General features: G+C 38.2%; 5 protein-coding genes, 1 pseudogene and 1 other annotated feature. All 6 genes and pseudogenes read left to right on the top strand.

The window, feature by feature from the left end; genetic code table 11:
* Positions 1-80: 80 nt before the first annotated feature.
* Positions 81-332 (top strand): annotated as a pseudogene (locus QOS06_RS03310) (Zn-dependent alcohol dehydrogenase); the annotation flags it as partial.
* Positions 333-637: 305 nt separating this feature from the next.
* The gene (locus QOS06_RS03315; protein ID WP_283595488.1) at positions 638-1,324 is read left to right on the top strand and encodes a matrixin family metalloprotease; all 687 of its coding nucleotides are present in this window, start codon (positions 638-640) and stop codon (positions 1,322-1,324) included.
* 59 nt (positions 1,325-1,383) lie between these two features.
* Positions 1,384-1,633: a binding site (T-box leader), on the top strand.
* A gap of 78 nt (positions 1,634-1,711) precedes the next feature.
* Positions 1,712-2,188 (top strand): S-ribosylhomocysteine lyase, encoded by a 477-nt coding sequence (locus QOS06_RS03320; RefSeq protein WP_003664767.1) that lies wholly within the window; start codon positions 1,712-1,714, stop codon positions 2,186-2,188.
* Positions 2,189-2,303: 115 nt separating this feature from the next.
* Positions 2,304-3,167, top strand: coding sequence for a MetQ/NlpA family ABC transporter substrate-binding protein (locus tag QOS06_RS03325; protein ID WP_078010082.1), 864 nt, complete (start codon positions 2,304-2,306; stop codon positions 3,165-3,167).
* A 250-nt stretch (positions 3,168-3,417) separates the two neighbouring features.
* Positions 3,418-3,543: a hypothetical protein gene (locus tag QOS06_RS03330; protein WP_003664763.1), complete on the top strand. Its 126-nt coding sequence runs from the start codon at positions 3,418-3,420 to the stop codon at positions 3,541-3,543.
* Between the two features lie 194 nt (positions 3,544-3,737).
* Entirely contained in the window at positions 3,738-17,870 is a 14,133-nt protein-coding gene (locus QOS06_RS03335) for an MBG domain-containing protein (RefSeq protein WP_283595490.1), read from the top strand.
* Positions 17,871-18,010 lie beyond the last annotated feature (140 nt).

Consider the following 18,010-nt stretch of genomic DNA (forward strand, 5'->3'; position numbering starts at 1 on the left):
AGTCCTTGGCACGCTCGTGAATACTTCGCCCCAATTGGCCAGCCTTCCCGCGGCGCTCGACATAGCCATTCGGGTGCTGCTTACCTCATACCCCAAAGATGGACATGACGGTGCCATTCTACAACAACACTATTGTCGGCGGTGGTCCAGCATCAGTAACCACTTACGACAAGGACGTATTGTTGAAGGCTGTTCTTGATGGTGACATTAACCCTGGTAAGGTCTTTACTAAGAGTTTCGACCTTGACCAAATTCAAGAAGCTTATGAAGCAATGGATAAGCGTGAAGCAATCAAGTCTTACATTATTATGGATGGCTTTGAACGCGATTAATATTTAAAACTGATTGAAACAATAGGGGCCGGGTGAAAATTTTTGTTTTCTCTCAGCCTCAACTACTTTTATGAACAATAGAAAGATAACGTGGAAAATAACCACAAGGCTTGAGTCTAGGTACGAACGATAATCAGCTCGTGCCGTGCTAATCATCGTCCTAGCTTAGCCAATCGCCTTGTCGAGGAGGTTATTTCTCACTCTCTTTTGCATACTTACAAAAATTAAGGACAAGATAAACGCATGAAATCAATAAGCGTGCTAAAATACTGTGATAGAGAATAAGCGTAAACGGGATGATAAAAATGCGTCGATTTTTAGTAGCACTCTTAGTCGCGGGGATGGTTGGAATTAGCGATTATCATGTCCATGCTGATGTAGATGCGCCTTCCCAACCTTTCCAATCATCATTTTTTAGTCAGGATTCTTCTGATAGTAATGATTTTCAGTTTTCTAATGGCGGCCAACGACCAAATGCAGAACGGTTAAGAATCCCAGAAAATACACCGACACCTCTTGAAGGATTTAGGTGGAAGAAAAAGAATATTACTATTTACATGGAAACTGCTGATCCAAAATTAAAGTGGGCTTTTCGTGATGCGGTCAAAAAATGGAATAAGACGAAAGCAGTTCATATCCGCTGGACTAAGAACGAAGATAAGGCCAATATTATTACGGCTGATGGTGATCTAGCACGAAATAATACGGGAAACAATGGTGTTGGCTATACAACATCTGAACTCGGCTCAACCCGGACGGAATATGATCCGACTACGAATACCTTGCATAAGGCAACCTCAACTTTGGACCCTAATCAGTTAGACTATACTAATAAAGAGTTTCGAAGTGAGGTTGCACAACATGAACTGGGACATGCTCTTGGGTTAGCCCACGCTCCAGAGTATGAGCATAGTGTGATGATCCCACGAAACATCAAAAACGGAATAACTAAAAATGATGCTAAAACGTTAAGAACGTTATATCGGGAATAATTTTGAAATAGGTGTTGACAATTAGTAAGGATAAGGATATTATAATTACAATTAAATTAGAAATTGCTTAGAAAAGATGAGTAATTATTTAATGCCATTACAGAGAGCTAGGAAAGATGAGAACCAGTATGGTAACGAATAATGAAGATGGTCTTGGAGCAGACTGATGCTGTGAGCATACGTGTTAGCAGCAAGCGATTAGCACCCGTTACCATGCTGGAGTATTTTTATGTACTTCTTGCGGGTCTTATTGTGAGATAAGGCTAAATTAGGGTGGTATCACGTTAATGAATATTAAACGTCCCTAGGAATTGGTTGGATTGCCGTTCCTAGGGATTTTTTAGTTCCAAGATTCATTCTCATCAGGCAGAAAAGGAGAGATTTATTATGGCTAAAGTTGAAAGTTTTACATTAGATCACACAAAGGTTAAGGCACCTTACGTTCGTTTAATTACCGTTGAAGAAGGGGCAAAGGGAGATAAGATTAGCAACTATGATTTACGGTTAGTCCAACCAAATGAAAATGCAATTCCAACTGCTGGTTTACATACGATTGAACACTTACTTGCTGGCTTGCTTCGTGACCGTTTGGATGGCGTGATTGATTGTTCCCCATTTGGCTGCCGGACTGGTTTCCACTTAATTACGTGGGGTGAACACTCAACTACTGAAGTTGCCAAGGCCTTGAAGTCCTCACTTGAAGAAATTGCCTACAAGACTAAGTGGGAAGATGTTCAGGGAACAACGATTGAATCTTGCGGTAACTACCGTGATCATTCATTATTCTCTGCTAAGGAATGGTCAAAGAAGATTCTTGATGAAGGGATTTCAGATAAGCCATTTGAACGCCACGTGGTTGACTAATAATAATTTTGGTAAACGCTGACTAAGGATTTCTCGAGAATAACGACATGTCGGATCCCGTTGGCTATTGCGACTAGTTATGACGAATAGCAAAAACAAAAGTAAAGGGGTAGTTATGATGAGAAAGAAAAAGCATACCGGATGGTGGATTGTTGGTATTGTAGTAGTGATTTTAGTTGCAGCTGGACTTAGTGTGGGCGCTAATGGTGGTTTTACCCGCAACGATGAGATTACTGTTGGAACGATTGGCCCAGATGTCCAGGTTTGGCAACACATTGCAAATAGTAAACAGGCCAAAAGTGAAGGTTTGAAGATTAAGGTCAAGAGCTTTACTGATCCCGTAGCTTTAAACCGGGCGACTGCTAGTGGTGAAATTGACGTAAATGCTTTCCAATCATGGTCATATCTGCAAGCTTATAATAAGGAAAATAAGAAAGCACAATTAGCGGCGATTGGAACTACCTATTTAGAACCAATGGGCTTATATTCAGATAAGTATAAGAGTGTTAAAGACATTCCAGATGGTGCCACAGTTGCGATCGCTAATAACCCAGCAAACACGGCGCGTGGTCTCTTGCTCTTACAAAGTGCAGGCTTGATAAAATTGAAGCCGGGCTTTGGGGCAACAAGTGGAACCAATGAGATTGCGGCTAATCCAAAGAACCTTCAATTTAAAGAAATTGATGATACCACCGGACCACGAGTATTAAAGTCAACTGATTTAGTATTAATCGGTAATACGATTGCTTTAACTGGTCATTTAAACGTGTTGAAAGATTCTATTTATCACGAACAAGTTGATCAAAGCACGAAGGATAACATTAATGTTTTAGCAACTGCTAAGAAGAACCGTGATAATAAAGAATATAAGAAGTTAGTCAAGCTTTACCATAATAAGCAAATTCAACAATGGATTGCTAAAAAGTATCAAGGAACAAAGGTTAATGTTGATAAGCCATTAAATTATCTTGAAAATTAATAATAAAATTATAATTAGCTAAAAGATGACATTGTAGTAATTTAAAGCCCCTTTATTCGTAACTATCGAATGAAAGGGGCTTTTTACACGTTTATATTGATGAATTGAAGATTATTATGAAAATTAATAATTTTATTCAATATTAGGACAAAAGATTCTATTAAACAAATTAATAAGAAGCGAGTATAATTAAAGTGGTAGAAGCTTAGGTTTAACTACAAGGCATGATTTAAGTAAGGGAGCTAAAATTATGAAATGGGTAAGAAAACTTGCACAAAGCGTAGTAACGATTGTTTTACAAGCACTGGTTGCCCGACTCGTGTATCACTTATTTGCAAAGAAGCAACCGAAAGAAACAACGAAAAGCAATGACTAATGTATTGTGGTAGCGGATGGGATTAAGCGTAAAGCGACTATTCGTTTTTTTTTTATTAATTTTGTTTTTAACAATGCCAAGGATAAATTTTGTTGACCTTTAAATTAATAGGATGATAAAAAAATTAATTTAAAAGAATTTGTATTGGATTATAATTATAGATGGATAAATGATTAAGAGACGGGGGAGATCTTATGGGTAAAAATAATCCTTTACGGAGCATGACTCCAAAAAATAAGAATTATAAATTATACAAAGCAAAGAAACAGTGGATTACTGCCTGTGCTACTTTTATGCTGGCTTTTGGGGCAACGGCAGTAGTAAATGCTAGTGTCCAAGTAGATACGACTACCCCGGCAACAACTCAAGTAAGTGGCAGTACTGCAACTGTAGCTGCATCGGCGCAACCGCAAAGTTCCGTGCCTGAGAGTGCTCAACAATCTGGTGAAACGAAGAAAAATGTTGTAGCTAATACTTCTATAACCAGTGAACAAAATATTCCAGCTGCTCAGGCTACTGAAAATTCAAGTTCCGCTTCTTCTGTAAATAAAACTAATAGTAGAGTACCAAATTATGCTAACGTTGTTGTCCACTTAGTTCATAAAACACAAGACGTAACTAATACTGATCCAGCTGCACAAGAAACACGCACTGTTACCGTAAATTACGTTAAGACAAAAGTTAATGAAGACGGTACTTACACCGAGGATGGTAATGCCTTTACTTCTGCGGTTTTATATGTTTACTATACTAGGCAAGCTACAAAAGATTTGGTAACTGGAACTGTTACGTATGGTCCATGGCAATGGAATACTAAAAAAGGTGATAGTAATACACCTGGTTATCATGTAGTATCTGGTACTTGGACTAATTTACCGCAAGAATGGGCTAGAGTAACTGCTGATGTACCAACCTTAGATGGATATACAGCTTACACTGGTGGTCCTGCTACAAATACTAATAAAGTTCCAGCTAATCAATTTGTTTTCCCTACTTGGAATGGTAGTGATGGCGATACCAGCGATATTTCTAAAGGCTCAACTGCATATACTACGGCTGCACCTCTTTATGAAGCTCAACCTGTTCATACTATTTTCTATGTTCCAAATAAAACTGAAGCTAGAACAATAACCGCTAAATTTGTGTATGCAGGTGGTGATAAGAATGGCCAATCAGTTGCACCCGACGCGCAGATTCAAGTCTTCTTCAAACAAGTTGGGACTATTAATGCTTCAACCAATAAAGTGGTTTATGGAGGTTGGACTTGGGATAAGACGGTTGGTGATGAGAACAACTTAGGTTTCCATGTGATTTCTGGAAAGTGGAATATAGCACAAGATGGACAATGTACTGTTACTACTCCCGATGCTGGCAATGACTATGTAGTAGCAAACATAAATTCTACAGGCACATATACTACTGTAAATTTTGCTACTCCAAATTATTATTCCAATACAGTATTTACTACTAATAATGCTCCTCAATGGTATGTTCGTAACGAATTGACGACTTACTATGTACCTAAATCATTGACGCAAAAAACTATTAACCGTGTAATTAACCTCACGCCAGTTAACAAACCAGGAACTCCTTCAGTTACCCAAACTACGACACAATCAGCTACGATTACTAGACCTGTTAAAGTAAATGCTGATGATAGCGGAGTAGTATTTGATGGCTTTGATAGGAGTGGCTGGAATACAGGTAAGTGGGGACGCTACAACAATATACCGGTTCCTAATGGTTATACGAAAGTCATTAAACAAATAGTTACTCATCCTGATGGGACAACTACTGAAACAACATTAAATATTCCAAACAGGGGACCTATTCCAGCTCAAACTGTTACTATCGATACACTTCCGACTGTAATTAATATAACCTATACGGCAACTGCAACAGCATTTTTGGCAGGTACTAATGAGTCAACTTACACTGGCAGTCCAATCACTCTTGATGACCTTAATTATGGGAATGGTGACGATCGAATCCATGTTAGAATTACAGGGCCAACTCAGAATGTCTATAAGTTACAAGCTGGAGATGTTGAATTTTCATCTGATAATGGTCAAACTTGGACGACCGAAATGCCAACTAATACAGGCACCTATAAGTTACGTTGGTCGGAACCAGGTAAGCAGGATATTATAAAAGAATTTGGTAATAACAGTATTAAATGGGTAGATGCTCAGGGTAATTCAACCTTTACCAGTACTGCAACCTATATTATTAATCCTAAACCAATTACTAATGTTACTGTTTTAGGGGATCAAAGAAAAACTTACGATGGGCAAGGAGCTAGTGTAGATGGTGCTGGCTTAACAATTAGTGGTACTGGTAGTACACTAACAGCCAAAGGTCTTGTTGCTAGTGACTTTGATTGGTATACCTTTAAGGGCAATAAGCTTAACGCTATTCCAACTGATGTGGGTAGCTATGAAGCTCGGTTGAATTCTACTGGTCTTAAGAAGTTACAGACTATTAATTCAAATTACAGCTTTAATACTGCAAGTGGCACGATTAAGTACACTATTGATAAGGCAAAAGCTATTGCGACTATCGGCGGTAGTTATGAACGTGATTACAATGGTCAACCAATCAATGGTACAAGTATTTATAATCAGATTACTTGGGCAGGAAGAGATATAAGTAATAGCAAAGACTTTAATTTAAATCACAGTATTACTGCCAATGACTATGCTTGGTACACCAAGAGCGGCGACCAATATATCAAATTTCAAGGTCAACCAGTGAATGCAGGGGTTTACTATTTGATTTTGAACAATGACTCTATCACCACACTTGATAAAGAAAATCCTAACTATGATATTTCAAAAGTTGGAGCATTTGTTTACACAATCAATCAAGCTCAAGCGGGTTCTGTTACCTTTAATGCTAGTGTTCAAAAGACCTACGATGGTTCAGCTGTTTTAAACAATGCTAGTTTTAATACTGCGCCATCAATTGTAATTAAAGGTGTAGATGGCAAGCCGCTTGCAGGATTAAACAATTATACTTTTCAATCTGGCGACTTTGAATTTGTAGACTCAACAAGTAAAACTGTTTCAATCATCAATAAAAATGGTCAAATCTCTGGACCGATTAATGCTGGTACTTATACTATTCTATTAACCCAAGCTGGTCTTGATCGAATTGAACAAGCTAACCCTAATATTAACTTTGCCAATGTTAAGCTAGCTGATACGGGCAGCGGTACTTTGACAATTAGTAAATATGCTCCAAATCTTAATTTAAGGGGAAATGGCTCTAAAACATACGATGGTCAAGTAGTAACTTTCGCTGAATTAATTAAGCAAGATAAAGACAATACGATTGCAATTAAATTAACTGTGCCAAAACAAGGTGGTGGAACCACTGAAGTAACCTATACTTTCAATCCTAATATGGATTACACAGGGGATTATGACTGGTACAGCAATGGCATTAAAATTAACGCGCCAAAGAATGTCGGTACTTATGTTATCCAACTTAAAGTTAATCAAGTAAGGACTACTCTTGAGGATTTGGTAAACCAAGATCCTAACTACAGCTACTTGAAAGGTAACTTGGATTTTAATAATGCACAAGTTACTGGACAAGCATCCTACACGATTAACAAAAAGCCACTCACTGTTTATCTAGACGGCCAATCATCATCTGTTTATACAGGCAGCGGTGCTGAAATGCCTCTGCAAGACTTAATTAAGCATTTAGAAGCTAATGGTCTTGTAAATGGTGAAACTCTAAACACTAATACCTTTGATAAGGCTGACTTCCAATGGTACGTCAAGAATGCTGATGGAACTTATTCTGTCTTCACTGGTAAGGATGCACAAGGCAATCCAGTTCAAACTCCAATCAATGTTGGTACTTACTACATTGGTATCTTGCCAGAAACATCAACCAATAGTGGTATTGATACTTTGCAGCGTGATAATACCAACTATGATGTAACTATTGACTATAATAAGTATTATCAATTTGATATTACTCCCGCTAAAGGCACAATTACTCTTAGTGGTGGACAAACTGATACTTATAATGGTCAAGCACATAACATTACAGGTTACACATTGACAATCAGTGGTATTGGTTTGCCTAGTGGTCAGACAGTAACACTTAAAGTCGGTGATCTTGAATATTATGTTGACGGCCAATGGACAACTAGTGTTCCAAAGAATGTCGGCACTTACCAAGTTCGCTTAAGTGATAGTATATTCACCGAATTGAAGCGTTCTTACACTAACTTCTCATGGACAAGTGATAATGTAACGAACAACGCTAAGGCTTATGTTATTAATCCAACTCAAGTTCATATATCGTTTACTGGTGAGCCTAAGCACGTTACTTATAATGGACAAGGTGTTTCGGTTAATTATAGCAGTGATGCTATGAAGGGCTACTTCAATATGGCTGGTCTTGTTAATGGCGATAAGCTGATGTACCCAACTTTATCCAGTGATCAATTTGAATGGGTAAATTCAGCTGGTAATGTAATGACTACTGTTCCAGTTAATGTGGGCACTTACACATTGCGCCTTAAGACCACTAGTGACATGGACAAGCTTAACTCAAACTATAGTTTTGTCTTTGCTAAAGATAGTGCTGGTAACGATATCAACGGTTGGCAATGGATTATTGATAAGGCGACGGCAATAATTACCTTTACTACTGGTAACCAAAATACGCCATGGACTGGTAAGCCAACTGTTCTTGATCCAGCTAATTTTGCTGTTACAATTTCAACTAACAATGGTCAAATATTGACTGCTAGTGGATTAGAAGTTAGTGACTTCCAATTCTATGACCAAAACAGTCAAGCAATTGCTACCCCAACTGCTGTCGGTAATTACACTATTAAGTTGAAACAAAGTGGCTTGGATAAGATTGAAAAAGATACGGCCAATTATACTTGGACTAATAACACAAATGGTAGTTATGAAATTACCAAGGTTCAAGTTTCTATCAAGCTAAATGGTGAAAGTTCAATGGTTTACAATGGGAGAGCAGCTAATTTCCCAGTTAATAGTGATGGATCAGTAAATGGTATTACAGTTACATTAAGCAATGGTAAAACTTACGCTCTTAAGCCAGGTGACTTAGCCTTTGTTAATGGCAACGGTGAATACATTAATGCTCCAGTAAATGCTGGTGATTATAAGGTAACTTTGTCACAAGTAGGTTTAAGTAATATAAATAAGATTGATGGCGAAAATTACCAATACACTCTTGATAAGACAGCTAATATGGCTAACTTCACCATTGAGAAAGCAGATGCAACAATTGTTCTTAATGGTACCGGTACGCATGTTTACGACGGTCAAGCCGCTTCAACTGGTGAAGGTAGTTACACTATTCAATTACCAGGTCAGACTACTTCAACAAATGTAACTGCAGCTAACTTAGCCTTTGTTACGGGGGCCCCAACTAATGCTGGAACTTATTCTATCGCGTTAAGTGATGCTTATAAGAAGCAATTACAAGACATTTATGGCAATAACTACAATTTAACGTTTACTAATGGAAGCTTTATAGTTACTCCAAAGACTATTAATTTAATTTTGAATGGTTATTCATCTCAAATATATAATGGTCAACCAGCCAAAGTATCTGATATTTCAAATTTAACCTTAACTTGGGGTGACCATACTACAACTACTGCTCCTGGTGATGTTAAGTTCACTTTATCAGCTGATGATTTAGAAGTAGTTGATAAGAATGGTCAAACACCAACAGCAGCTAATTCTACCAATCAAGAAAATAATCCATATTATGTTCAACTAAAGAATTCAATTTTGAATCAATTGAATGATCAAAATAAGAATTACAAGTTTGTAATTGGCGACACTTATGCTCGTTACACGATCTATGCTGAGGAATCTAATGTTACTTTTACTGGTAAGCAGTTTGTCAACTATGGCTCAAATCCAATGCCAGCACTTGATCCAAGTAATTACACTTTAACTTGGACTGATATAGCTGGTAATAAACATAATATTGAGATAACTGCGAATGATTTGACTATTGAAGTGCCCAATGGTGTTCCAACTGATCAGAACGGATTACCATTAAATGCTGGCCAATATGTAGTTAAGGTAAAGCAAAGTGTAATTGATAACTCTAATGTTCAACCTTCTGACTACAAGTTATCAAATGATCCAAACACTAACGCTTGGTATGTTGTAAAACACCGTCAAGTTTCATTTACTATCAATGGAACACCAAGTTCTACTTACAATGGTCAAGCGGTTTCACTCAAAGATGGAAATTATTCAATTAGCTTTGGACCAGTTTCTGGTAACCAAAATAGTGGTGTTCTTAGTGACGATCAAAATGCATTTGATAGTATTAAGTGGGATGCAAGTGACTTTGAGTTCGTTAATGGCGCACCAACTACTGCTGGTACTTATCAAGTGCGGCTTAGTTCTGCAGGACTTAAGAAACTTCAAGAGTTTGCAAATGGAGCTACAGGTAGCAATTATGATTTCAGCTCTGATGTTACAGTGGATAATGGCCAATTTACTGCCAGTTCAGTGACCGCTAACTACACTGTAAACAAGAACGAGTTGACAGTATCTTTGATTAATAAAGATGGTAAGGTTCCTAGTTCTGTTATTGGTAAGTATGACTTAAGTGCGGGCAGTTATACATTGACAATCACACCTGCTGAAACTATTTATGGTACAGATGGTAAACCGCTAACTTTAACTTATAATTTGAAAAATACTGATTTAGCTTACAAGAATGGTACACCATCTAATATTGGTACGTATGATGTTCAATTGACTGCCGCAGCTATTAGTGATTTGGAACAAAAATTTGGTACAGAAAACTACACTTATAAGTTATCTCCAAGTGCTACACATGAAATCACTAAGGGTACTGGTACGATTACCTTATCTGGTGGTCAAACTGAGACTTATACTGGACAACCAGCAGTCTTAAAACATGACAAGTACTTTGTCACAGTAACAACAAATATTTATAGTGATAGTTCATACTTGAATGCTGGGGATATGCAATTCCTAGTCTTCTATACTAAGAATGTGGATGGAAGCTACATTGAATTAGCAAACAAGCCAACTGATGTCGGTACTTACTATGTTGGATTGAATGAATACATGATTAAGCAGATTGAAGATACAACTGGTAATAATGGTGATAATTACAATTGGAGTCAAAATTATGCGACTTATGTAATTACCGCTGCTAAGGGCACTGCTACGGGTTCGTTTACTAACAGTAGCACATACAACGCACAGCCAATTGGCAAACAAGATATTACAGTTAATGTCGATTATCCAGGTGCTAAGGGCAAAACTTACTCTTTGCAAGAGGGTGACTATGAGTATGTAAATGAAGCAGGGGCTGTAGTTGTTGATCCTACTGATGCAGGAACTTACACTATTCGTTTAACAACTGTTGGTGAAAATCACATCAAGCAACTTGGTAACGTAATAGACGCTCAAGGAAACATCACGAAGCAAAATATAAATTGGACTGTTAACTTTGCAGGTTCATATACCATCAATGCAGTCCGGATGACAGTTACTGTCAATGGCACTCAAAATGAAAATTACAATGGTAAGGCTAAGACGATCAACATCGGTGGATCTAACGGCGTTAACGTAACAATAAGTGCAGACGGTTTGACTGTACCAACTATTCCAACAACAGGTGTCAATGCGTTAACAGCTAATGACTTTACTATTAAGAATGCTCAAGGCCAGGTAGTAACTGATCCAACTAATGCCGGAACTTACAAGATTTATTTAAATAACAAGGGTCTTGAAAAACTTGGTAAATTGTCAATAAACTTTACTGTTCCAGAATGTTTGGAACAATCAGCTGATTTAATTATTGCGCGTCAAAATGTCAATATTACTGAAGGCTCAGCTGGTAAAACATTTGATGCACAATCAGCTGCCTTGACAGAAGAACAGTTTGCTCAATATAAGAAAGCAATTACTGATGCTGGTTATAGTGTAGATGGCTTGACTATCGATGGTATCGACTGGTGGTTCGATGATACTGTAGATTACGGTACACAGGGTAATCAAACTAACCCAATTAAAGATATCGGTACTTATAACTTAAGATTAAATGCTAAGGGCCAAAAAGAACTTGATAATGCCAACCCTAACTACAAACTTAAAGTCGGTGACTTCCAGTACACGATTTATCCAGAAGTAGTTCATATTGAAGTCGACGGTACTCAGAATGCTGATTGGGATAACCAGGGTGTAGCAATTGATCCAACTAAATTTGTACCTAAGTTTGTTGTTTATGGTGGTAAAAATGGGGATCAATTAATTACCAATCCTGTTCGTGATGATGGTCAGCCTTTGACTCTACCAGCAGGTGTTCACTTAGTTCCTAGTGATTATGAATTTGTTGATGATAATGGTAATGTCATTACATCATTTAAGCGTCAAGATGGCACTACTTTAACTAATCCATTTAAGGTTGGAACTTACCATGTTCGCTTAACTGAAAATGGCTGGAAGAAGCTAGCAACACAGTCAACTGATAACGTGAAGTATCAATACGACAATAGTACTGGTACGCTTAATATCAACCAAATTACACCTGAAATTAAACTTAATGGTGCAAATTGGAAAATTTATGATGATCAACCAGTAAGTTTTGATGAACTAGTTTCTAAAGATCCAACTACCAATCAACCATTGATTTATGTTGGTGTATCTGCTAATGGGCATACTATTAACTTACCTTTGGATCCTGGCACTTATAATTGGAAAAGTAATGGTCAATTATTGAAGACGGCACCAAGCCAAGTGGGTACTTACACCATTACTTTGAATAAAGACAAAGTAATAACGTACTTAAACAATTGGATGGCTAATAACTCTGATTATCAGGGTGCAATGAAGATTTTAGCTGACAATTTTGGGGGTAGTGCTTTATTTGAAATTAAGGCACGCAATATTGCTAAGCTCGAAGCAGATCCTGCTAGTGGTAGTCAAACTTATACTGGACAGGCTGTGCAAATTGACTTGTCTACTATAGTTGGTAGTCTTAAGGCAACAGACAGTGATGGTAAAGTTTGGAAGCTTAATACTGACACCTTGACTTTGGATGATTACACTATTACTGATTCAAATGGCAAGATAGTTACAGGTTTCCCAGTCAATGTTGGTACGTATACATTTAAGATAAATGAAAAGGGAATCGCTGCTTTAGCTTCTGCTAATCCTGACCTCGCAATTCCTAATGAAATTAATGGCTACAGTTATACTTATACAATCAATCAAGCCAATGCAATTGGAAAGTTAACTGGTTCTAATTCTGGAGCCTATACTGGGAAGCCAGTCACAACTGCTCAAGTCAACAGTAATGGTCAAATTATGGTAACTGTCGACTATCCAGGTGTTGCTATTAGTAATAAGACTTATACTCTTAAAGCTGGTGACTATACTTGGAGTACAGAAAATGGTTTTGCTCCGACTGATGCTGGTAAGTACACCATTACGTTAACCAAGGATGGTATTGCAAATATTGAAAATTATATTCGTGCTTTCGCTGGTACAGGTCAAGACGGTAAATCAAATGTAGCATTTGCTGAGAACGCCATTATTGGTTCAGCTACTTTTGAAATTGTTCCTAAGTCAATTACTGATGTCACTATTTCTGGTAATGATCAAGAAAAGACTTACGATGGTCAGGCTGCTAGTTTAGATGTAAATGACTTAACGATTAGCGCTACTGATCTTGTTACTGATAGCCCATTATCAATGAAAGACATTACTGCCAGTGATTTTGATTGGTATGATGTCCAAGGTAAGAAGCTAGATGCGATTCCAACTGATGCTGGCACGTATGAAGCACGTTTGAAACCTTCTGCTCTGCAGGCATTGCAAAAGGATAATCCTAACTACAGCTTTAATACGGCAGGTGGCACGATTAAGTACACAATTAATCAAAAAGCAGCTACTGATACTTTAGGCGGAAATGGTAATAAGGTTTACAATGGTCAAGAAACTACGGTTAGTGATGTTCTTAATTCAATTACTTGGACGCCAAGTGGGTTAGTTGATGGCCAAAGCTTAGATCTTTCTAATTTAACCGCTGATGACTACGCTTGGTACACCAAGAATGCAGACGGTGCTTACACTGAAATGACTGGCTTACCAACTAATGCTGGCACTTACTACTTGAAGCTTAAGGATAACTCAATTGCCAAGATTCAGGCTGCTAACCCTAACTACAGTTTTGCCACTGGTGCAATTGACGGTGAGTATACTTATATTATTAGTCAAGCTAATGCTGTGATTACTTTGCCAAATACTAGTGATCAAACTATTACTTGGACTGGTAATCCGGCAACAATTAATCCAGCTAACTTTATTCCAGAAATCACTACTGATAATCCAAATGAAAAGACCATTGCTTTGCCGAGTGATTTGCAATTAACGGCAAGCGATTACGAGTTCTTGCAAGATGAAAAAGTGATTTCTGCACCAAGTGAAGTTGGCACTTATCAAGTTCACTTGAGCCAAACTGGTTGGCAAAAAGTTCAAAATGCAATTGCTGGAAATGCCAACTATACTTGGACTTACCAAGGCGCGGGTAATTATCATATCGAAAAGGCAACTGCAACCATTACTCTTGACGGTTCAGCTTCAACAACTTACACAGGTAACCAAGTAGTAATTCCAACTACTGATGGCGTTGTTAACGGCATTAGTGTGAAATTATCAAATGGTCAAACTTATGGCTTGAAGTCTGAAGATCTTGAATTTGTAGATGACCAAGGTAATCAAATTCCTGTTCCAACTAATGCAGGTAGTTACAGGGTAAGATTAACCGAGGCAGCCTTAGGTCAAATTCGAAAGCTTGAAAATAACCATTATAACTATACTTACAATAATGATGCGGTAGACTTTATAGTTGAAAAAGCTACCGCAGATGTAACTACTTCAGGCTCCTACGATGTGGTTTACAACGGCCAAACTCCAGAAATTAATGTTGATAAGATTACTAACACTATTTCTACGAACAATGGTGTAAATCTTACCGCCCCAACTCTATCTGCTGGCGACTATGAGTGGGTTGATAAAGATGGAAAAGTAATTGCTAACCCAGTAAATGTTGGTACTTACTACTTGAAGCTTAAAGATTCTAGTCAAAGTAAGATTGCTACTAATAATAATTACACATGGAACTTCAATGGTTTAGCTAGTGTCACAATTAATAAGGCAAATGCAACTATCAGTTTTGGTGGTAGTCAAGAAACTACTTATACAGGAAGCGTAGTAGCCGTAAATCCTGGTAACTATGAAGTTAAACTTTCTAATGGTCAAACTTACCAATTAACTGACAAAGATATTCAAGTTATTGGTAGTCCAATAAATATAGGCACTTATAAAGTTGAGCTAAGTCAAGCGGGCATTGATGCCATCAAAGCAACTGACAGTAACTACAACTACAGCTATGACGGTAGCCAGGGATTATTAGCAATTATTCCTGCGAAGGCGACGGCAACGCTAAGTGGTTCTCAAACTACGCAAGACTTAGAACTTGATCCTAGTCACTACACGGTGGTGGTAAATGGTCAAACGATTACAAGGTTGACGACAAGTGACTTTATCTTTAGTAAAGATGGTCATCCAGCTCAATTAACTGAAGCCGGAACTTATGATGTTGAGCTTAGTGGGGATGCAATCAATCAGATTCGGAATGAAAATCCAAATTACGATATTACCTTTAGTTCAACAGCGACATTTACTTTGGAAAATAGTAGCCAAACTATTAACTATGTGGATGCTGATGGGAAGGTAATTAGTGCATCCTCAGTTGGTGGAAAGCTTAAAGGAAACCAAGTTGAATTTACTCCTCAATTCCCTGTTGGTTGGGTAGCAAGTGATCCAAGCAGTGTGCCAAGTGAAATTACGCTTGAAAATGGAATTACTACTATCAAGATTAAGCATGGCATAACCAATGTTGATCATACTAATCCAGTTCCAGACGGTGAAAAGACACCAACCGGAAAAGTAATTGATGGGGCACATGAAAATGATTTGAACCAGACGATTACGAGAACGATTGTTGTAACTAAGCCAGATGGTCAAAAGCAGACGATCCCTCAAGCAGCTAAGATTTACCGTAACGCTACTTACGATGATGTTACTGGTGACGTAATTTATGGTGAATGGTCAACGGCTAAATGGGATGCATATACTCCAGAAAATATTCCTGGTTACACGGTAAGTGAAAGCATCGTGCCAGCTGTTGAAGTGAAGAACGGTCAACAAGATGAGACTGTCAATATCACTTACATCGCTAATGAACAAACAGGTAAAATTTCATACCAAGATGCAGCTGGCAAGGAAATTGGATCAACAACAATCACTGGTAAGACAGGTGAAACCATAACTATTACTCCAGAAATCCCCGCCGGCTGGCAATTAGTTTCCGGTCAAGAAATTCCAAAGACTGTTACTGTAACTTCAAACGGAATTCCAACGATAATAGTTAAGGTTGAACATGGGACGGTTGTTGTTACTCCAGAAACTCCTGCGACTGACATTCCGACTGGTAAAGTTCCAGGTGATCCATCCAAGAACTACCCGATAATGGAACAACTAACAGTTACCCCAACGCGGACGATCAATATTAAATATCCAAGCGGTGAAGAACAGTTGATTCCACAAAAAGTTACATTTACCCGGACAGCGATCTTTGATGAAGTAACAGGTGAAATTAAATACACTGAATGGCTTCCTCAAGGCACTGCGCAATGGGCTAGTTATCAACCTACAACTGTTACGGGCTATGTACCTAGTCAAAAGATTGTGCCAGCAATGACGGTAAATCCTGAGACACCAAATGAAACGGTTGACATCACGTACGATAAGATTCCGGAACCACAGGAAGGCCAAGAAATTATTAGTTACCAAGATGCAAATGGTCAAGTAATCCATACACAAACTGTTACTGGTGAAGAAGACAGTGATGTTTCCTTCAAGCCAGAAGTTCCGACTAATTGGCAACCAACTGGCGACCTTCCTCATTCAGTAAAGATTACTGGCGGGACAACTGTGATCGTGATTGAGCCAGTTACTGTGCCAGTTCAAGAGCATAAGACGGTAACGCGGATAATCGTTGAGCACCTGCCAAGTGGTGATAAACAAACCGTGCAAACAGTTGTCTTAACCGGAACTGGGACTAAGAATTTAGTCACTGGCGAAGTTACTGACGTTAAATGGGATCATGGTAAATTTGCGGCCTTTACTCCTGCAACCGTACCAGGGTACACGACAAATATGCGGATTGTTCCTGAGATAGATGTCACAGCAGCTAGTGGTGACAGTATTGTCGAAATTAACTACATTCCTAACGAACAGACCGGATTTATCATTTACCGTGACGAAAATGGTAATGAAATTACACGAACTGCGCTTCAAGGTAAAACAGGTGAGGCAGTTGCGATTAATCCAGTTCTGCCAGCAGGTTGGGAACTTGTCCCCGGCCAATCAATTCCAGCAACAGTCATGACTACTCCTGATGGAATTCCAGATGTTGTCATTTTGATCAAACATCAAATGATTACTGTAAAACCGGGAGAAAAAGCTCCAACAGGAAAAGTTCCTGGTAATCCATCAACTACTTACGAAAAGATGGAATCCTTAACTAAAGAGATAACACGAACTATTACTGTTAAGCTGTCGGATGGACAACGCCAGATAATTACACAGACTGTTAAATTTACCAGGACGGCAACATTTGACGCGGTTACTGGCAAGGCAACTTATAGTGCTTGGCAAGTTGATGGCAGTAATGAATGGCCAGCATATCCGGCTCCAGAAATTAATGGCTATACCGCTAGTCAGGTCTCTATTCCAGCTGAATTGGTTATCCCTAGTGACGAAAATCAGAGTATTGAGATTGAATACACTAAGAATAATCAACCAGTAGAACCTGATAAGCCGGTAACGCCAATCACGCCTGATCAGCCAACGGCACCGACTAATCCTGATCAACCGGTAACACCAACTCAACCGGCACAACCGACTGAACCATCAGTACCGGCTAAACCAATAGCACCAACAAATAATGGTGATAAGGTAATGTCTGGTAATCAATTACCAACTGAACCGGTTGAACAAGAAAAACAACAGGTTTCAAATCAACACTTTATCTCACACCAATTAACTCAGACTTCATCAAAAGAAAAGTCAAAAGCTAATATTCTTCCGCAAACTGGTAATGATCAAAATAGTGGTTCTATATTAGGATTCGCATTTGTTGCTCTGGCAAGTATCCTTGGTTTAACTGGTTTGAAGAAGAAAAAACGAGAAAAGTAATTAAAAATATATAAAGCTAAACAAGCTCCTCATTATTCTCTAAATAGTGGGGGGTTGTTTATATATCGATAAAATAACGAAGAATATAAACGATTTTTTAATATAATAAAAATTGATTTTAATGATTAAATAAAGGATTG

Origin of the sequence: Limosilactobacillus sp. DJ3M12, assembly GCF_947381695.1 — a bacterium.
GTDB lineage: Bacteria > Bacillota > Bacilli > Lactobacillales > Lactobacillaceae > Limosilactobacillus > Limosilactobacillus kinnaridis.

Bases quoted from the DNA above. Each gene is read 5' to 3' on its own strand.
- QOS06_RS03315 (WP_283595488.1), top strand. From the start codon at position 638: ATGCGTCGATTTTTAGTAGCACTCTTAGTCGCGGGGATGGTTGGAATT.
- QOS06_RS03320 (WP_003664767.1), top strand. From the start codon at position 1,712: ATGGCTAAAGTTGAAAGTTTTACATTAGATCACACAAAGGTTAAGGCA.
- QOS06_RS03325 (WP_078010082.1), top strand. From the start codon at position 2,304: ATGATGAGAAAGAAAAAGCATACCGGATGGTGGATTGTTGGTATTGTA.
- QOS06_RS03330 (WP_003664763.1), top strand. From the start codon at position 3,418: ATGAAATGGGTAAGAAAACTTGCACAAAGCGTAGTAACGATTGTTTTA.
- QOS06_RS03335 (WP_283595490.1), top strand. From the start codon at position 3,738: ATGGGTAAAAATAATCCTTTACGGAGCATGACTCCAAAAAATAAGAAT.